Here is a 17945-nt window from a genome sequence, read left to right as displayed (position 1 = left end):
GGCGGACTCCTCCGCGGTTGCGGGTCGGACGGAGGCGCACACGGTCACAGGGGCGCCGGTGCCCGGCTGCGTGCCGCCGTAACCGTCGTCCTCGTCCCGGACGGGGTGGACGACGACCCGTTCCCGTCCCCGGTCGTTCAGGCTCACAGCGACCCGCCGAGACCGGCGATGGGCACGGAGTAGACGCCGCCCGCGACCCCGGCCGCCCCCCGGATCAGCCGCACCTCGCTCGTGGTCAGGTCGACGCCGAGCGGGGTGGAGGCGGGCAACTGGTAGGAGTAGGAACCCTGCTGCTCCATGCGGTAGCCCTCCGGGTTGCGCACCCGGCGCTCCGCGGCCGCGAGGACGACGGAGCGGACCACGTCGGGGACGCGGGCCGGGTCGGGCCAGGCAAGGCCGTGGGCGCGGACCACGGCGGAGGCGTCCGCGAGGGCGGCCTCCGCCATGGTCAGATCGGGCCCGGTGAGCGGGTAGCCGAGGCGGGCGGTCAGCTGGTCGACGCTCGCCAGCGGACCGGGCACTACGGCGCCTTCGGCAGAGTCAGCTTCACCGCGCGCAGGAGGGCGGGGTTGCCCCGGCCGTCCGGCTTGTCGAGCATCGTGTTGAACCCGGCGTAGATGTTCACGATCGACCGGTCGCGGAGCTTCGCGGAGTCGTAGTCCTTGATCCAGCGCATGGAGAGCCCGTTGTAGGACTGCGAGGCGCCGAACGCGACGCCGCCCGGGATGGCGGGAGCGCGGGTGGCCAGGACGAACGCGGACGGGACGAACGCGTAGGCGCTGGTCGGGTCGATCGCGTTGGAGGTGACGACGTTGAAGCCGGCGATCTTGCCCACGGTGGCGTCGCGGAGCGCGGAGTCGTCGCCGCTCTGGTCGACCTTGGACAGTCGCTCGGACTTCAGGAGGTTGACTTCGACGTCGGCGCCCACGAGGAGGGTCCTCTCCTTGAAGTCGACGTTCTGCTTGTTCAGCGTCGCGCGGGCGTCGATCACGCCGGACCACGGGTCCTTCGGGTCCAGGGTGATGGTCGACTTGTACGGCGCGCCCTGGATCAGGTTGGCCACGCCCGAATCGATAGCGCGCGCAACGGCGTTGACCTGGGGGGCGAGGACCTGCGACCCGAAGTCCTTGATGTCGAGGGTGAGTTCCTCGTCGGTGATCTGGACCGCGCTGTAGATGTCCTTGTTGAGCTTGACGTCGATGCTCGACTCGGCGAGGGAGTCGAGCACGATGTCCGCCGGGTTGGTCGCGCGCCAGTCCTGCTCACGGGCGTCGAGGACGGCCGGGACACGGATCGTGACGCTGTCGTTCTTGGCGCCGGTGAAGTCGAAGCCCGCGTTGTTCCACACGAGGTTCGCGAGGACCAGCTCGCGCTCCAGCAGGCCGAGGGCGGTGGCGGCGATCGTCTCCGCCTTGAGGAACTGATTAGCCAAAGGGAACCCTCCGAGGGGGGTACTAGGTTGAGTACCGGTCAGTGCCGGCCACGACGGACCAGGGCGGCGAGAGCGGCCGGGTCGGTCGGGTCGGGCTTTGCGTGAGGGTCGAGGCCGCCGGAACCGATGCCGGAGGACCGCTGGTGGTAGGCCGTCGACAGGGCCTTCGCATGGGCCTCGCGCTCCTCGTCGGTGCCGCCCTGGACCAGGTCGGCGAAGACGGCGGGGAGGTTGTAGGTGCGGCCGAGACGCTCGCGGTGCAGCTCGGTTTCCAGCTCGGTGACACGGGCGGTGACCTGCTCGAACTCCTCGGGGGTCTTCGCGGTCTCCAGGGCCGCCTTGATCTCCTTCGCCCGGGTGCGGTACTTCGCCGCCTCCTTGCGTACGGCGGCCAGTTCGGTGCGGGCCCACTCGGGGAGGGCCGCCTCGTCGTGCTCGCCGTCCGCCCCGGTCTCGTCGGTGCCGGTACCGGGGTTCTCCGGGTCGGTCCCGGTGCCCGGGGCGCCGTCCGGCGTGGTGGTCTCGTCCGTCTCGGTGTCGCCGTCGGCGGGCTCGGACGGGGTGGGCGGGGTGCTCATGGAGGCCTCCAGGGCGGTGTACGGGCCCGCCACCGGGGCAGGCAGGAAGGGGAGGCGTCAGCCGGTGCGGGTACGGCGCTTGGCGCCGTGATGGCGGCGCCAGGCCGCCATGGCCTTGGTGCCGCGCAGACCCTTGGTAACGGTCTGCCACTCCTCGCGGTAGGCCTTCGCCTCGTCCGAGATGAAGAGAGCGCGCGAGTAGACCGGGACGGTCTGGCAATGACACATGGCGTGGAACCTCTCCACGTCCTCCGGATCGGCCGGAAGGTCATCGGAGTCCTTGAGCGCGGCGGACTCGCGGGACTTGTAGACCGCGCCACGGGAGGCGAGCATCGCGCACCAGGAACACGGATTGTCGTCGGTGACACGGGCCCAGCCAAGGACGCGCCGGTCCACCCGGGAGGCGGCGGCGACCAGGTCCCGGCCGCCCCGAAGGGCCTCACGGTCGGCGGCCCCGGCGGCGACCGCCCCGGCGTCGCCCATCGCCTGATCGAGTTCGGCGAGGAAGGCCGGGGCGTCGAGACGGCCGTCGAGGTCGGCGGTCAGCCGGTCGAGCGCCTGCCCGGCCCGCACGGGCCCGGTGACCGCGAGGGAGGTTCGTGCGGCGTCGTCGTGGGCCTCGTCGTCGGCCTCGGGCCAGATGAACGGGTCGAGGACGACCGGGCGGCCGTCGTCGTCCCGGTGCTCCGCGGCCGTACCGGCCAACTGCGCCCACTCGGCCCGCAGGTCGCCCAGGCGAACGGTGTGGGCGTCGTAGCCGCCGTGCAGAGGCGCAACGGTGTGCCCGGTCTCCACGGCACGCTGGAGGCGGTAGAACGCCGCCGCGACCTCCCTCGACCGGGCCCGCTCCTGACGGACGAGGGCGAGTGTGCTCGCGAGCCACACACCCCCGGTGTCCACGAGGGACCGGGGGGAGACCCGGGACCAAGCGGACAGCGAACGGGCGGCGAGACCGGAGCCCAGGCGGGCCTGAGTCTGCCAGTACTCGGTGGTCAGACGGATCGTTTCCGCCTTCACGCCGCGACCGCCGGGACAGGGACCTTGGCGAGGGAGTCGGCCAGGCGCATGGCCGGGTCGTCCTCGGCCTGCATCTGGGCCCACTGCTCCACGTCGGTCGCGGTGACACCGGGAATGCGGCCCCACATGCCGCGTGCGGGCACACCGAGCATCTGGACAGCCTTGCCGAGGGCGTCCACGGTCTGCGACAGCGACCGGGACTCGGCGTCCTTCCACGTCACCTGGCCACGCGGGTCCGGCTCGACGCCGAGCACCTGGGCGCACAGCCCGAGGACCAACTCCCAGCTCTCCCCGAAGCTGTGCTTCCACTCATCGATGGCACGGAACATCGCGGCCTCGGCGGCGTTCAGCGCCTCGGCGCTCATGTTGGCGACGGTGCCGGCCAGGAGGTGCTGGCCGGGGACCTGGGAGACGGCGGCGAGGTGGCGCACGGACAGCTCGATCGCCGAGATGAAACCGTCCAACGGAGTCTCGTCGAGCTGCTGGAACTTGGTGTCCGGGTCCGGGGCGACGAGGAAGCGGGACGCGTCGGCCTGGACCGGCAGCACCTTCGGGCGGCCCGTCGCCGGGTCGTACTCCGGCTCGCCGGTCTCCGGGTCGCGGACGATCTCCGGCGCCATGCCGCTGATCGTGCGGACCTTGAACGACCCGAACGTCTGGGCTACCAGGAGATCGAACACGGACTGGTTGATCCGGTCCTGGATCGGGATCACGCCCTCGATCACCCCGGTGACGCGGCCTTCGAGGTCGATGTCCGGGGCGAACCGGACGACAGGGCACACGCCGAGGCTGTGGGCGGCGAAGCCGAGGACCCTGGTCCCCTCCTTGCCGCCGATCGACAGCGATGTGACCCCGGTGGAGTCGTAGAACCAGCCGAGGACGGCGGTGTCCTTGCTCTGCGGGACGGAGTCGACGCGCAGTGCCCACAGCGGGTGGGCGTCGGAGGCCGGGTCGTCGTAGAAGGCGATCATGCGGCGCGGGGAGACACCCCTGATCACCGGGCGTCGCGGGTCGGCCGGGTGCGGGAGGACCGTCACCCAGGACTGACCGAAGGCCAGGGCGGCACGGTGGACCTGCGCCTGCCGGGCGTCCATCCGCTCGCCCTGCCAGGCCAGCCACTCCGCCGGCGGTGCTGCTTCGGTCGAACCGGACCGCCGGTAGCCCTCGATGGCGAGGGCCTGGGCGGGGGTCTTCACCAGCAGCGGGAGCCAGTTGGAGACGGCGCGCTTGGCGAGGAGCTTGTACTCGTCGGTGGCGTTACGCGGGGTGTAAGGACCGTCGTGGTCGCCCCGTAGATACCTATCGACGCGATCCAGGCGGACGATGTCGGCACGAAGCGTGTCGAGGCCCTTCTCCGCCCCGACGAGGGGGGTGATCATCGTGTCTGCCAAGGTCCCCCCGTGGGTTAGAAGAAGTACACCGCCCCCGACCGCTCCTCGCGCCGGGTCTTGCCGGACTCGATCAGGCGGTGGCGGGCGAGGTCGGCGAGCAGCGAGGCCGCGTAGGCGTCGACCTTGCGGCCGGACTCGCGGGTCGGCTTGCCGAAGGAAATGCCGAAGCGGTTGGGCCGCCGGCGGGCGTTGAGCACGTGACGGCGCAGCGTGCGGCCCAGGGGCGTCGACTCGCCGGGGTGGGAGATCGTGCCGTCCTCGACCGCAGCCATCAGCCGTTCATTGGCGAGCGTCAGCTCCTGGAGCCCGCCGCGCATGTCCCGGCCGACGGCCGACCGCGGGGACGCCCGGATCACGAGCTGTGGCCCGAAGTCCTCGGACCAGGTGTCGATGTACGACTCCCACAGCGCGACGTCCGCGAAGAACGCGAGGACCCGGTACGTGGAGAAGGTGTGGCGGACGACGCCGTCGACCGCCGGACGGTCGACCTCCCACCCTTCGCCCTGCGGGCCGTCCGGGGCCTCCCAGATGCCGAGGGGGACGAGTAGGCGGTCCCGAACGCGCATGGCGCACAGAGCCGTTGCGTCGTCGGTCCGTCCACCGTCGAACCCCAACACGACCTCGTCGCCGGGGGACAGCGTGGCGTCCACCGCGCAGGAGTCCCAGTCGGCCGGGTCGATCAACTGATCCTCGGCGGTGACCAGTTGGTTCAGGAACATGCGCTGCGAGCGCGAGCGCGGCATGTGGCCGCTGTAGATCGTGGAGATGATCCACTCGACGTCCAACCACACCGAGTCGCCCCGGGCGGCGATGATCCCCGCCCGAAGCTGCTCGGGGTCGCTCATGTCGACCGGCGGCGACTCCACCGAGTCGTAGTAGACCCCGGAGTCCCGGGCCTTGCCCTCGTTGATCTTCGACCAGGCGTGCCACGACTGCTCGGCGACCGACTCCTCGCCGGGCAACGGAGCGTTCGTGATTTCCATCGTCCGGGCGCCACCGCCACGGGACTTGCCGACGTTGCCCGCGATGGTCATTGCCATCTCGTGGCCGCCATTGGACGAGATCCAGTGATGGGTCTCGTTCATCAGGACGAACGTCGCGCGCCCGCCCTCCAAGGAGCGCGGGGAGGAGGTGACCGCCTCCAGCACCGCGCCGTTGCGGGCGTAGACGATCTCCTTGCCGAGGTCGATGCCGTACTCGGATATCAGCCGATCCGAGAACATCGCCGGGAACAGCCTGAACGTGTTCCTCGTCTGGTCTTTCGAGACGGCGGCAACCTGCACCCACGGTGCCGAGTGCGGCACCGCGATAGGCGTGCCATCGTCGTCCCACCCGCCGAACCGGCAGGGTCCAACGAACTCGGCCGCGCAGATCCCCGCGAGGAACGGGTCCTTGCCCCACCCCTTGAGCCGTCGGATCGTGCCCTGCCGGCGGACGAACGCGCCGTCGGCGTCGATCTCGTACCAGCGGAGCAGGATGCGGACCTGCTCCGGGGTGAAGCGGAATGGCCGTCCGGCGTCCGGCCCGTCGGGCTGGAGGAGGTATCGGGAGACCCAGTCGAGGACGGCCCAGCCGAGGGTGCGGTCCGGCGGCGGGACCGTGTCGGGCCAGGTGCGGACCGGGGACAGCACCAGCACTGGCCACCCCCTGGGTACTCAACCTGGTACCGGCTACGCGCTCCCGCCCTCGGCGGCCTGCCGGTACTGCTCCATGAGTACGAGGTGCGCGGCCTCGCGGGGGTCCTCGCCCTGATCCAGTCGCTCCAGCTCGACCCTGGCCCGACGGCGCGCGCCCTCGGTCGTCAACAGGTCGGTCATGCCGGACAGGACGGATTGAAACAACTGGGCTGAGAACTTGCCCTGTTGGAGGTTCCGCGACATGGCCTCGGCGATGTAGTACGCCGTGGACCAGTCGGACGCCTCGTAGAACTGCGCCTGCCCCGACTCCTTCAACGAGCGGAACCAGCGGGCTGCGATCGGGTGCCAGTCGCCGGAGGCGCGCGGCACTGCCGGGGCCTTGCCGGTGGAGGCGGTCACCAGGGGTGGGCCGTCCTCGTTGCGGCGTCGCCGCTGAGAGGAACGTTTCGGCACCGGCCCGGGCATGGTCCACCCCCTCTCCGAAATGCATAGTTACCCGGCGTTGCGGCGGTCTCTAACCTCCACGAACCAGCAGGTCAGCCCCGGTCTGGTGTCCACCTGACGACCTTGGAACCCGTACAGAACCCGAGGTGCTATACGCCTGCGGGGGCCGAGACGGCCCGAAGGGGGTCACTCCCCAGGAGTACCAGGGCACCGGGCCCGAGGTCATCGAGCATGGCGATGCGGCCGGGCCTGCAAGCCCATGCCCCTTGGTCACGCACAGTCACAGATCGGCTGGATGGCGACCGACCGGCCTCGCCCGCCCCGCCCGGGGCCGTGCCGCCCGTGCCGCCGCACCCTCGCGCGAGCTCTTGCGGGCGTGGTGCCATCGGCACAGCGCTTGAAGGTTGTCGAGGCTATGGTCGTCACCGGGCCGAATGTGGTCGACGTCCGTCGCCGCCTCCGTGCACCGATCGCCGTCCCGCATGGTTGCCATGCAACGCCATCCGTCCCGACGTAATACCACTTGGCGAACAGTCGGCCAGTTCGCCGGAAGGCGTTCCCGTCGGGTGCTCGTGGACCAGGTCACATCGCCTCCGCGACGCTCGCGTCAAAAAGTCTCCGCTGCGAAGTGTCACCGGATAGGTTCATCCAGTGATTCTTGCTCGCGGCACTGTAAAAGGAAGAGGTTCGGAGAGATACTGAAAGTAGCAGCCTGAGCGCACGCTAGGGAGGCGGTCATGCCTGAATCTAAGCCGCCCGACGGTGATTTGAAGCCGAATACTTTACTTGCCGCTTTCGGTTCACTTATGGTGCTTGTGGCGCTGGCTGGATTCTTCTTGGAGATTAATAGCGCTTTTGCGGGGACTATCTTGACGCTCGGCGTGGTTCTCCTCCTATTTGCGGTTCTTGCGCCAAGGATGGTGGGGGATCAGATAGTATTCGGGGTATTTCGCTTCAGGCTATCTCCTGAGGGTAGACGGGGAATTGAGGAGGGCGAGCGAGAAGTCTTGGAAGGCGAGGTTGAGAGCTTGGACGATATTGGCGACGCAGTGAAGGTGGATTTCCCGCTGTCGGAGTCCGAGTCCAGGGATCTGAAATGAAGACCGCCAAGATAGTGGTAGCAAAGTCGGCGGCCGAGAAGCTCAAGAGACTGCCGAGGTTGAAAGCCCGCAGGGTTGTTGAAACTCTCTCACATGACGTGGATCTGATAGCTTTGGGAGAGAAGTTTCCCGGACGCGGGTCTGTCAAGGTGAAGGGGACTGGTTATTCAGCCGTCGATACGGACGCGGGTATCGCCCTCATTCGCCCCATGAGCCAATCGGAACGCGTGAGGTTCAACGTCGCAAGTCCTCATGGTTACGTAGTGACGGATGTGCTGGCGGTGGAAGATGTGAAGGCATCTGACGCGACATCGATAGAGCGCGCTCTACCTAAGGCGACTGGCGCTTCAGCCTGAACTCCTTACGGGTCTTCACCGCATGGCACCCACGGCAGAGGAGCTGAACATTCTCGGCCACATCCTCACCGCCGTGCGCGATGGGCGTGATGTGGTCGACGTCGAGGGCGGTGGCGAGGTGCGATGTCCCGCAACGGGCGCACACACCACCGTCATTGGCTCTCACTGCCCGGCGGAGGTCGGCCCCGGCGTCGTTCCGCCGGGCCACCTCCCTCCACCGCTGGTACCGGGCCCGGAACGACCCACTCACCGTGAACGCTCGATGATGCTCACCGCAACGGCCGCGGTGAGTGGCGGTATTGGCGCACTCGATGCAGGCATGGTTGCTCCGGTCGTAGCGTTGGGTAGGGCCGCACTTCCTGAAGATGGCGTACGACAGCGGGCGGATAGGTCCCTGAATCGTGAATTCCATAGAGTTCCTGATCTAGAACGGCACGGCGGGGGCCAGCCCCTTGACTGCCTCGGTTGCCGCCCGCGGGTCGCCCTTGACGAACGTCAGCACGTACTGGTGGATGCGGCCGAACTTCCGCGACCGGTTCCACTGTGCCGGCAGGCGCATGGCCATGGTCCCGATGGTGTTCATGAGGACGCCGTCGTTGTAGAGGCGGGCCCCGGCACGTTCGTGGGCGGCGATGGTGTGCTGGACGAGACCTCGGATCATCCCGGCCCGGTCCCGCACCTCCCCGACCACCCAGGTCGAGAACCTGTCGTCGGCCAGGCACCGCACCGACTCCGCGATGATTGCCTCGTACGCCTTCGTGAAGTCGTCCCACGACATCGCCGAGAGGTCGGCCGGGTCGTCGGAGTAGACCTCAAGGTCGTGGTACGGCGGGCAGGTGAAGATGTGGTCGAACCCACCGGTCGGCAGCTCTGGAAGAACCTCGGCGGCATCCCCGGTGATCCACTCGGGCTCCGCGGCCAGGAGTTCCCGGGTGCGCCAGTCGTCGGCCGTGTCCCGGTTCACGGCTACCTGGCCGGGGGACAGGTCCACCCCGGTGTACCCGTAGCCGCCGTTCCCGGCAACGAGGCCCCGAACGGCACCGCCGGCGAACGGGTCGAGGATCATGCCGCCCGGCGGGCAGTACCAGTGGTAGTCGGCCTCGGCGAGGACCGGGTCGAAGACGGAGGGGTTCGCCCCGTAGCCGGAGCCGCCGAAGTTCGCCGGGAGCCGGTACAGCTCCACGTCCTCACGACCGGCGGCCCCGCCCAGGCCGTGGGCCTTCCACTCCCGGCGCCGGTTGACCCACGGGCCGAGTTCGCTGCGGTAGATGCTGAACGGCGCGATGCCCGCCACTGGGCCGTACCGGTTCTGAGTCGTCGCCATGATCCCCCTGACTGGGTACGAGGTTGAGTACCCGCAGGGCGGGCGTGGGGGTTCCGGCCGGAATCGAACCCGCGCTACCCCTGGGCAGGGGGGCGGCCTTGCCAGTTAGCCGACGGAACCTGGATGCCCGGTGACGTCACGGGCTGCGCGAGCGGGTCCTCGGACCGCCGGTCCCCGAGGGGTGCGCGGGAATCCCGCTCGCAACCAACGGGGGGTGCACGGGTAGAGCGGGACCACAGCGGGACGGCCCCATGTTGGAGTGTCGAAGTGGCGACGCCCCCGGGTAGAGCTCCTAAGAGATGTGATTTGTATCGGGAGCGGGGTGCACTTCTACACAACTACACAAACCGCAGGTCAGAGCCGGTGTTCGTACCTGTCGCTGTGTAGATGTTCATAGGCTGGGCTGACCGACCCCCAGTGTTCGTTACCGCCCCGTGACCTCAACGCCGGCGGAGGGCCCCCTCGCAGTCCCGGCACCGCCGGTCGGCGAGGGCGGGCGGATACCACGGCTCACCCGGCCGGGCGGGGGCGTAGTGCGCGTGCTCCATCGGGGTGGTGTCCCGGCCGCACAGCGTCCGCTCCAGTGGGTCCTCCGGCGCGTCCGGGTCGGCCCCGGCGGCGTGGACGAGGAGGACGGCCGGGCCCACACCATCGGCCCCGAGGTCCAGGTCGGGCTCCCGCTCAAAGAGGACGACGATCGTGGCCATACCCCGACCCTGCGCCACAGCCACCGCCTGTGCACCTTGGGCATGCGAACGGCCCGCCACCGGATCATCTCCGATGACGGGCCGTTCTGGGGGCTACCCGGCCGTGATCTCCAATCGGCGCTCGGCGGCCGTGACGGGGCGTGTCCGCTTCTTCTTCGGGACCAGCGGCTGGCCCCACTCGATTCGCAGGCGGCCGCCTGGGTGGTCATGCTTGTAGACCGTGACCCGGAGCCCCTTGTCGCGCAGCATCGCGCGCTTGGATTCCTCCGTCGCGTCGGCCCACATCTCGTCGATCGTGATGCCGGTGGGCTGGTACGTGGTCCTGATCTCCGGGTCGTGCTCCGCCTTGAGCCGCTCGATCGTGGCGTCCGTCTCCTGAAGCTTGGCAATGAGGTCCGCCACGCTCGGGCCGGAAACGCTGGTGATGGCCTCCATGATGCGCGACCGGGCGGCGGTGAGGTCGAGGAGGGCGGCCGTGTGATCGACGCCCCCGTGATGAACCGCGCGCATCACCGGGTCGGCCCCGAACCGGGACAGGAACTCGGCCTCGACCTTCGGCTCAACTATGTCGGCATTGATCTGGCCGTGACTGTTGCACTGGTAGGAGAGCTTCTTCCGGGCCTTGCCGCCTGTGAACCGACCGCCGCAGCGACCGCACGCGATGAAGCCGGACAGGAACGGGGACGCCTGCCGGAGGACGTTGGTGCCGCGCGTGAGTTCGTCAAGGCGGGCCAGGATTCGTGCGTGGGTCACGGCGTCGATTACCTCCGGTGCGAACTGCACTGGGGTAACCCCGTCCTCCTTCACGATCAGCTTGCCCTTGAACTTGCGCCAGCCTCGAAGGGCGACACCCATCAGCAGGTCGCGCCACTGCTGACGCCCGATCGGAAGAGGACGAGATGTCGAGGCAAGGTTGCCGCCTGCGAGGAGTTCGCCGATCGCCTTGATCACGAGGGGAACCATCGCGCTGTCGGCGTCGAGGTATGCCGGTGCTTTCGGGTGCTCCCGTACGACCTTGAACGGGAACGGCGCGAACCCACTGCTCCACCGTCCCTGATCCCGCCGCTCCTGGTGCGCGGCGAGGATGCGCTCGGTCATCATCTGCCGCTCCCACTCGGCGAGGGCGACCAGGATGAGGGCGATGAGGCGGCCGCCCGGGGTGGCCGTGTTGAGTGCCCCGTCGGCGGTAGCGAGGATGACGCGCGGGGTCAGGGATTCGGCCCAGGCCACCAGGTTCAGGAACTCGCGAACCGAACGGCTGTACCTGTCCAGCTTCCACGCCCACACATGGGTGGGCCGGTAGGCCATGAGTGAGGACATGCCGTCACGGTCGGTCAGAGGCGTTGCGCCGCTCACGCCGTCGTCAATGAAGACCTTCGCCGTCTCCGGGTCGAACCCGGCGGCACGGATGCTGTCCTTGCAGGCCCGGAGCTGTACGTCGAGGGCGGTGGAGGCGTCGTCACTGCGCGACAGGCGAAGGCTGATCGCGATACGGGCGTCTGGTTGGAATGTGGCCGGGATGGTCATGGTGGCCGGGGAGAGCATGGGTCGTCCCTACTTCACAGAGGGGCGTCGCCTAAGGGGTGTGGAGTTGGGTCGACCACTACGGTCCGGACGACATCGCCGACCAGCCCGGCATGCAGGTCCCGCCGCACCCGCACATGGGCCTGCAGACGGTCAGCTGGCTGCACGAGGGCGAAGTGCTGCACCGCGACAGCCTCGGCAGCCTGCAGACCGTCCGGCCGTACGAGCTGGGCCTGATGACCTCCGGCCGGGCGATCTCCCACTCCGAGGAGTCCCCCCGCCCGCACGCCCGCCACCTGCACGGCGCCCAGCTCTGGGTCGCCCTCCCGGACGCGCACCGGAACACCGCCCCCGCCTTCGAGCACCACCCCGACCTGCCCGTGGTCACCGCCCTCGGTCTGCGCGCCACCGTCATCCTCGGCGCCCTGGACACCGCCACCTCACCCGGCACCACCCACACCCCCCTGGTCGGCGCCGACCTCGCCCTCACCGAGGGCGCGGACCTCCGGCTCCCCCTCGTCCCCGACTTCGAGTACGCCGTCCTCGCCATGTCCGGCCGCGTCGACGTCGACGGCGTCCCCGTCGAACCCGGCTCCATGCTCTACCTCGGCTGCGGCCGCCCCCACCTCCCCCTGCACGCCCGCACCGACGCCGCCGTCCTCCTCCTCGGCGGGGAACCCTTCGACGAGAAGATCGTCATGTGGTGGAACTTCATCGGCCGCTCGACGGAGGACATCGCCCGGGCCCGCGCGGACTGGACGGCCGGTACCCGCTTCGGCGAGGTCCACGGCTACGCCGGCGACCGCCTGCCCGCCCCCGAACTCCCCGCACTCCCGCTGAAGCCCCGCGGGCGCGAGCGCTGACCGGGCGCCGGCCGGACGGGCCTCCCGCACCGGGTGAGGCCTCGGCGGGGCGGAGGTCACTCCGGGGGCTGGTCGGCGTGACCTGAAGGAAAGTTCGCGGCGCGCGGCAACCTTCGCGGCTCCTGCGACCACAAGGGGGTGGATCCGGCCGGTACCGGTGTGCGGATCCGCTCTTCTCTCGTGATCGGCTCGCAAGGAGATCGTCTACCCATGAGCAACCCCACGAACGGCGGGCGCCGCGGGCGTCACCGCCGTCGCTGGAGCGCCACCGCCGTGCTGGCCGCCGTGCCGCTGGCCGCCGTGTCGTACCTGTTCACGCACGAGGACTCGCAGGCCGCGACGGTCGACGCCGGTGCCTACTACCGGCTGGTCTCCGTCCGCAGCGGCCAGGTGCTGGACGTCAACGCCTTCTCCACCGCCGAGGGCACCCGGATCCAGCAGTGGACCGACCAGAACACCGCCAACCAGCAGTGGAAGCTGAGGTCCACCGGCGACGGCTACTACGAGCTGGTGAACCGCAACAGCGGCAAGGTGCTGGGCATAGCGGGCGACTCGACCTCCCAGGGGGCCGCCGCCGAGCAGCAGACGGACCGCTCCGCCGCCTCCCAGCAGTGGAAGGTCGACGGTGTCGGCGGCTCCGACGCCGTCACCTTCACCTCCCGCAAGAGCGGTCGGGTCCTGGACGTCACGGGCAACTCCACGGACCGGGGCGCGCAGATCATCCAGTGGTCCGGGTGGGGCGGTGCCAACCAGCAGTGGAAGCTGGTGAAGGTGGCTGAGGGCAGCGGCGGCGCGCAGACCGGGTCCGGATCGTACGTGTGGCAGAACGCCCCGGTGGCGGGCGGCGGTTACGTCACCGGGCTGGTCTTCAACCAGAAGGAGAAGGGCCTGCTGTACGCGCGCACCGACATGGGCGGCGCGTACCGCTGGGACACCGGGGCCGAGCAGTGGACACCGCTCACCGACTGGGTCGGCGAGAAGGACTGGAACCTGCTGGGCATCGAGTCGTTGGCCACCGACCCGGTCGACCCCGACCGGCTCTACCTCGCGGCCGGCACCTACACCAACGACTGGGCCGGCAACGGCGCGATCCTGCGCTCCTCCGACCGGGGCCGCACGTTCCAGCGCACCGACCTGCCGTTCAAGCTGGGCGGCAACGAGGACGGCCGCGGGGCGGGCGAGCGGCTGGTGATCGACCCCGCGAACCACGACACCCTGCTGCTGGGCACCCGCAAGAACGGCCTGTGGCGCAGCACCGACCACGGCCAGACCTGGAACCAGGTCTCCTCGTTCCCGGTCAAGGACGGCGCGAGCTTCGGCACCGGCGTCTCCTTCGTGACGTACGGCCCGGCCGGCAGCAACACGGTCTACGTCGGCGTCGCCGACAAGTCCACCAGCCTGTACCGCTCCACCGACGGCGGCAGCACCTGGCAGGCCGTCGCCGGACAGCCCACCGGTTACGTGCCGCAGCACGGCGTGCTCTCCGGTGACGGCTCGCTGTACGTGACGTACTCCAACAACCCCGGCCCCAACAACGTGACGGCGGGCGCGGTGTGGAAGTACGCGCCGAACGGCGGGGCGTGGAAGAACATCTCGCCGTCGCAGGGCGGCTACGGGTTCGCCGGTCTGGCCGTCGACCCGCAGAAGCCGTCCACGGTGATGGTCACCACGCTGGACCGCTGGTGGCCGCAGGACGAGGTCTACCGCTCCACCGACGGCGGTGCGTCCTGGAAGACCCAGTCCGACAGGTCCGTGCGGGACGCCTCCATCGCCCCGTACCTCGGCACCGGGATCGGGCACTGGATGACCGCGCTGAGCATCGACCCGTTCGACTCCGGGCACGTGATGTACGGCACCGGCAACGGCATCTGGGCCAGCAAGGACGCCAACGCGACCGACAACGGCGGCACCAGCCACTGGTTCATCGGAGCCCGTGGGCTGGAGGAGACGGCGTACTACGACGCGGTCTCCCCGCCCGGCGCCGCCGCCCTCATCACCTCGCTGGGCGACCAGGGCGGCTTCGTGTACGACGACCTGAAGAAGGAGCCGTCCGGGCGGCTGGTCAACCCGGAGATCTACAACAGCACCTCCGTCGACTTCGCCCAGTCCAACCCCTCGCTGGTGGTCCGGGTCGGCCGGGGCGGCAAGCAGGACGGCGCCCTCTCCACCGACGGCGGCCACACCTGGAACGGCTTCAAGGGCGAGCCGGTGCCCGGCGCGGACAGCGGCCACATCGCGATCGCGGCGGACGGCTCCAGCTTCGTCTGGGCAGAGGCCGGCCAGGCCCCGTACCGCTCCACCGACCGGGGCGCGAGCTGGTCGAGGGTCAACGGCCTCGGCAACGATGCCGTGGTCGTCGCCGACCGGTCTTCGGCCAACACCTTCTACTCGCTGAGCAACGGCAGGCTCTACGCCAGCACCGACGGCGGCGCGAACTTCACCGCCCGCTCCGGCAACCTGCCGGGCGGTAAGCTCAGCGCCGTCCCCGGCATCGCGGGCGACCTGTGGCTCGCCGGCGACGGCACGGGTCTGCTGCACTCCACCGACGGCGGCCGCAGCTTCAGCAAGCTGTCCTCGGTGGAGTCCGCCTCCGCCGTCGGCTTCGGCAAGGCCGCACCCGGCACCTCGTACCAGGCGCTGTACCTGATCGGCACCGTCAAGGGCGTCGCCGGCGTCTTCCGCTCCACCGACCAGGGCGCGAGCTGGGTCCGGATCAACGATGACGCGCACCAGTGGGGCAACTTCGCCGGCTCGCGCATCATCACCGGTGACCCCGACACCTACGGCCGCGTCTACATCGGCACCAACGGACGCGGTCTCCAGTACGGCGACCCTTCCTGATTCCGACACCCGGGCGGGGCCGCAGGCACGACTGCCTGCGGCCCCGCCGCGGTGTGACGGGACCGCGCACCGTCCTCACCGGCTCCCCGCAGATTTTTTTTCGGATCACGGCAACCTTTCCGTGCGCGGCGGCAACCAGCAGTCAGCCGGGGCCGAGATCGAGGCCCACCTGCTTCGGAGGGACAACCGTTGTCAGATCAGAACCGTGCTCATCGCCGTCGTCCGCCCACCCGCCGGGTGATCGCCGTCGCCGTGGCCATCGCCGCCGTGGGCGCCGCCGTGCCGCTGGTCGCCCAGGCCGCGTTCACGTCGAATTCCGGCGCGCCGACCACGCTGGGTGCGGCGGCGGCCGGCAGCGGCCGCTACTTCGGTACGGCGGTGGCCACGGGCAGGCTCGGGGACCCGGCCTACTCGGGCATCCTCGACCGGGAGTTCAACATGATCACCCCGGAGAACGAGATGAAGTGGGACAGCACCGAGCCGTCCCGCGGGTCGTTCAACTTCGGCCCGGCCGACTCGATCGTCAGCCATGCCTCCGCGCACGGCCAGAAGATGCGCGGCCACACCCTGGTCTGGCACTCCCAGCTGCCCGACTGGGTCCGTTCCGTCAAGGACGCCACCACCCTGCGCGGTGTGATGAACAACCACATCACCCAGGAGATGGCCCACTACAAGGGCAAGATCTACGCCTGGGACGTGGTCAACGAGGCGTTCGCCGACGGCGGCAGCGGCCAGCACCGCAGCTCGGTGTTCCAGGACGTGCTGGGCAACGGCTTCATCGAGGAGGCCTTCCGCACCGCGCGGAACGTCGACTCCTCGGCCAAGCTCTGCTACAACGACTACAACATCGAGAACTGGACGGACGCCAAGACCCAGGGCGTCTACTCCATGGTCAAGGACTTCAAGGCCCGCGGCGTGCCCATCGACTGCGTCGGCTTCCAGAGCCACTTCGGCGCCGGCGGCCCCCCGGCCAGCTTCCAGACCACGCTGTCCAGCTTCGCCGCGCTCGGCGTCGACGTCCAGCTCACCGAGCTCGACATCGCCCAGGCGGCCCCCACCGCCTACACCAGCGCCGTTCAGGCCTGCCTCAACGTCGCCCGCTGCACCGGCATCACCCTGTGGGGCATCCGCGACAGCGACTCCTGGCGCGGTGGCGAGAACCCGCTGCTGTTCGACGGCAACGGCAACAAGAAGCCCGCCTACAACGCCGTCCTCTCCACCGTCGGCGGCGCCGGCGGCAGCGCGCCGGACGGCGCCGTCAACTCCGGCACCGTCTACACGCTTTCCGCGATGGGCGCCGCCGGACGCGTCCTCGACGAGCCCGCCGGACAGAACGGCAACGGCACCCCGCTCCAGGTCTGGGACACCAGCGGCGCCACCAACCAGCAGTGGCGGGCCACCAAGAACGGCGACGGCTCCTTCACCTTCACCAACATCGCCAGCGGGCGGGTCCTGGACGATCCGGCCGGCCAGGCCGCCAACGGCACGAAGGTGCTGGTCTGGGACAACAACGGCGGCGCCAACCAGCACTGGAAGGCCGCCCGCAACGGCGACGGCTCCTTCACCCTCACCAACGTCGCCACCGGCAAGGCCCTGGAGACGCCCGGCAACCAGAGCGCCAACGGCATCCCCGTCCAGATCTGGGACTCCTGGGGCGCCGCCAACCAGCACTGGACCCTCCGGTCGACGGGCGCGTCCACCCCGGCGCCGACCCCGACCGCGCCCGCCCCGGGCGGCACGTGCGCCCTTCCCTCGACGTACCGGTGGTCCTCGACCGGCTCACTGGCGAAGCCGGCGAACGGCTGGGCGTCGGTGAAGGACTTCACGGACGTGGTGTACAACGGCAAGCACCTGGTCTACGCGTCGAACGTGTCGGGGTCGTCGTACGGTTCGATGATGTTCAGCCCGTTCACGAACTGGTCGGACATGGCGTCGGCCGGGCAGACCGGTATGGGGCAGGCGGCGACGGCGCCGACGCTGTTCTACTTCGCGCCCAAGAACATCTGGGTGCTGGCGTACCAGTGGGGCCAGTGGCCGTTCATCTACCGCACCTCGACCGACCCGACCAACCCCAACGGCTGGTCCGCGCCGCAGCCGCTGTTCACCGGCTCCATCCCCAAGTCCAGCACCGGGCCGATCGACCAGACCCTGATCGCCGACGACCAGAACATGTACCTGTTCTTCGCCGGTGACAACGGCAGCATCTACCGGGCGAGCATGCCGATCGGGAACTTCCCCAGCAGCTTCGGATCCTCCTACACGACCGTCATGACCGACACGACCGCCAACCTCTTCGAGGCCCCGCAGGTCTACAAGGTCAAGGGCCAGAACCAGTACCTCATGATCGTCGAGGCGCAGGGCTCCGGCGGACGCTACTTCCGTTCCTTCACCGCCACCAGCCTCAACGGCTCCTGGACCCCGCAGGCCGCGAGCGAGGCCAGCCCCTTCGCGGGCAAGGCCAACAGCGGAGCCGGCTGGACCAACGACATCAGCCACGGCGACCTGGTCCGCAACAACCCCGACCAGACCATGACCATCGACCCCTGCAACCTGCAGTTCCTCTACCAGGGCAAGTCGCCGACCGCGACCGGTCCCTACGACCAGCTGCCGTGGACGCCGGGCGTCCTCACCCTGCAGCACTGACCTGCCCGAACCACCACCCCGAATCCCCGCCCCGGACCCCGGTCGGCCGTACGCCGGCCGGGGTCCGGGGTGTCAGCCCGTCACGGCC

General features: G+C 69.6%; 15 protein-coding genes, 1 tRNA gene and 1 pseudogene. 5 read left to right on the top strand and 12 right to left on the bottom strand.

Annotation, left to right across the window (positions count from 1 at the left end; translation table 11 throughout):
* Nucleotides 1–143: 143 nt before the first annotated feature.
* From ACYP53_RS27800 to ACYP53_RS27770, 7 genes are read right to left on the bottom strand one after another with little or no spacing between them, the layout of a single operon-like run.
* A complete protein-coding gene (locus ACYP53_RS27800; RefSeq protein ID WP_459649442.1) occupies nt 144–521 on the bottom strand; it encodes a hypothetical protein in 378 nt (125 codons plus the stop codon).
* Nucleotides 521–1432, bottom strand: a complete 912-nt coding sequence (locus ACYP53_RS27795) for a P22 phage major capsid protein family protein (protein WP_459649441.1) — start codon at nt 1430–1432, stop codon at nt 521–523. The genes ACYP53_RS27800 and ACYP53_RS27795 overlap by 1 nt, the downstream gene beginning before the upstream one ends.
* 38 nt (nt 1433–1470) lie before the next feature.
* Nucleotides 1471–2010 (bottom strand): hypothetical protein, encoded by a 540-nt coding sequence (locus ACYP53_RS27790; protein ID WP_459649440.1) that lies wholly within the window; start codon nt 2008–2010, stop codon nt 1471–1473.
* Nucleotides 2011–2067: 57 nt separating this feature from the next.
* Nucleotides 2068–3027, bottom strand: coding sequence for a VG15 protein (locus tag ACYP53_RS27785; RefSeq protein ID WP_459649439.1), 960 nt, complete (start codon nt 3025–3027; stop codon nt 2068–2070).
* Nucleotides 3024–4406: a phage portal protein gene (locus ACYP53_RS27780; protein ID WP_459649438.1), complete on the bottom strand. Its 1383-nt coding sequence runs from the start codon at nt 4404–4406 to the stop codon at nt 3024–3026. Before ACYP53_RS27780 ends, ACYP53_RS27785 begins: the two co-directional genes overlap by 4 nt.
* Nucleotides 4407–4432: 26 nt before the next feature.
* Nucleotides 4433–6055: a terminase gene (locus ACYP53_RS27775; RefSeq protein WP_459649437.1), complete on the bottom strand. Its 1623-nt coding sequence runs from the start codon at nt 6053–6055 to the stop codon at nt 4433–4435.
* 33 nt (nt 6056–6088) lie between these two features.
* Nucleotides 6089–6520 carry a phage terminase small subunit gene (locus ACYP53_RS27770; RefSeq protein ID WP_459649436.1) on the bottom strand — a complete coding sequence of 144 codons (432 nt, stop codon included), beginning with the start codon at nt 6518–6520 and terminating at the stop codon, nt 6089–6091.
* 716 nt (nt 6521–7236) lie between these two features.
* Between ACYP53_RS27770 and ACYP53_RS27765 the strand changes: the two genes are divergently transcribed.
* Both ACYP53_RS27765 and ACYP53_RS27760 read left to right on the top strand, forming a co-directional pair.
* Nucleotides 7237–7599, top strand: a complete 363-nt coding sequence (locus ACYP53_RS27765; protein WP_459649435.1) for a hypothetical protein — start codon at nt 7237–7239, stop codon at nt 7597–7599.
* Nucleotides 7596–7955 (top strand): hypothetical protein, encoded by a 360-nt coding sequence (locus ACYP53_RS27760; protein WP_459649434.1) that lies wholly within the window; start codon nt 7596–7598, stop codon nt 7953–7955. Before ACYP53_RS27765 ends, ACYP53_RS27760 begins: the two co-directional genes overlap by 4 nt.
* On the opposite strand, the gene ACYP53_RS27755 is transcribed toward ACYP53_RS27760, so the two are convergent.
* The 5 genes from ACYP53_RS27755 to ACYP53_RS27735 all read right to left on the bottom strand — a co-directional run bounded on the left by ACYP53_RS27755 (nt 7930) and on the right by ACYP53_RS27735 (nt 11513).
* Nucleotides 7930–8367 carry an HNH endonuclease gene (locus ACYP53_RS27755; RefSeq protein WP_459649433.1) on the bottom strand — a complete coding sequence of 146 codons (438 nt, stop codon included), beginning with the start codon at nt 8365–8367 and terminating at the stop codon, nt 7930–7932. The genes ACYP53_RS27760 and ACYP53_RS27755 overlap by 26 nt on opposite strands.
* Before the next feature lie 12 nt (nt 8368–8379).
* Nucleotides 8380–9279, bottom strand: coding sequence for a class I SAM-dependent methyltransferase (locus tag ACYP53_RS27750; RefSeq protein WP_459649432.1), 900 nt, complete (start codon nt 9277–9279; stop codon nt 8380–8382).
* Nucleotides 9280–9324: 45 nt separating this feature from the next.
* Nucleotides 9325–9399, bottom strand: a tRNA-Gly gene (locus ACYP53_RS27745).
* Between the two features lie 320 nt (nt 9400–9719).
* Entirely contained in the window at nt 9720–9986 is a 267-nt protein-coding gene (locus ACYP53_RS27740; RefSeq protein ID WP_459649431.1) for a hypothetical protein, read from the bottom strand.
* A 93-nt stretch (nt 9987–10079) separates the two neighbouring features.
* Nucleotides 10080–11513 carry a recombinase family protein gene (locus ACYP53_RS27735; protein ID WP_459649430.1) on the bottom strand — a complete coding sequence of 478 codons (1434 nt, stop codon included), beginning with the start codon at nt 11511–11513 and terminating at the stop codon, nt 10080–10082.
* Between the two features lie 53 nt (nt 11514–11566).
* On the opposite strand from ACYP53_RS27735, the pseudogene ACYP53_RS27730 reads away from it, so the two are divergent.
* The 3 genes and pseudogenes from ACYP53_RS27730 to ACYP53_RS27720 all read left to right on the top strand — a co-directional run.
* Nucleotides 11567–12373, top strand: a pseudogene (locus ACYP53_RS27730) (pirin family protein); the annotation flags it as partial.
* A 210-nt stretch (nt 12374–12583) separates the two neighbouring features.
* Complete coding sequence (locus tag ACYP53_RS27725) at nt 12584–15214, top strand: RICIN domain-containing protein (protein ID WP_459649429.1); 2631 nt, start codon at nt 12584–12586, stop codon at nt 15212–15214.
* 189 nt (nt 15215–15403) lie between these two features.
* Complete coding sequence (locus ACYP53_RS27720) at nt 15404–17857, top strand: non-reducing end alpha-L-arabinofuranosidase family hydrolase (RefSeq protein WP_459649428.1); 2454 nt, start codon at nt 15404–15406, stop codon at nt 17855–17857.
* Nucleotides 17858–17945: the final 88 nt, after the last annotated feature.

It is taken from the genome of Kitasatospora sp. Ki12, assembly GCF_054601375.1.
This window is presented reverse-complemented; position numbering and strand designations above follow the sequence as displayed.

What these genes read in the sequence shown, in the direction of transcription:
- ACYP53_RS27790 (WP_459649440.1), bottom strand. Translation starts at nt 2,010, where the DNA reads ATGAGCACCCCGCCCACCCCGTCCGAGCCCGCCGACGGCGACACCGAG.
- ACYP53_RS27780 (WP_459649438.1), bottom strand. Translation starts at nt 4,406, where the DNA reads ATGATCACCCCCCTCGTCGGGGCGGAGAAGGGCCTCGACACGCTTCGT.
- ACYP53_RS27770 (WP_459649436.1), bottom strand. Translation starts at nt 6,520, where the DNA reads ATGCCCGGGCCGGTGCCGAAACGTTCCTCTCAGCGGCGACGCCGCAAC.
- ACYP53_RS27765 (WP_459649435.1), top strand. Translation starts at nt 7,237, where the DNA reads ATGCCTGAATCTAAGCCGCCCGACGGTGATTTGAAGCCGAATACTTTA.
- ACYP53_RS27760 (WP_459649434.1), top strand. Translation starts at nt 7,596, where the DNA reads ATGAAGACCGCCAAGATAGTGGTAGCAAAGTCGGCGGCCGAGAAGCTC.
- ACYP53_RS27755 (WP_459649433.1), bottom strand. Translation starts at nt 8,367, where the DNA reads ATGGAATTCACGATTCAGGGACCTATCCGCCCGCTGTCGTACGCCATC.
- ACYP53_RS27750 (WP_459649432.1), bottom strand. Translation starts at nt 9,279, where the DNA reads ATGGCGACGACTCAGAACCGGTACGGCCCAGTGGCGGGCATCGCGCCG.
- ACYP53_RS27740 (WP_459649431.1), bottom strand. Translation starts at nt 9,986, where the DNA reads ATGGCCACGATCGTCGTCCTCTTTGAGCGGGAGCCCGACCTGGACCTC.
- ACYP53_RS27735 (WP_459649430.1), bottom strand. Translation starts at nt 11,513, where the DNA reads ATGACCATCCCGGCCACATTCCAACCAGACGCCCGTATCGCGATCAGC.
- ACYP53_RS27725 (WP_459649429.1), top strand. Translation starts at nt 12,584, where the DNA reads ATGAGCAACCCCACGAACGGCGGGCGCCGCGGGCGTCACCGCCGTCGC.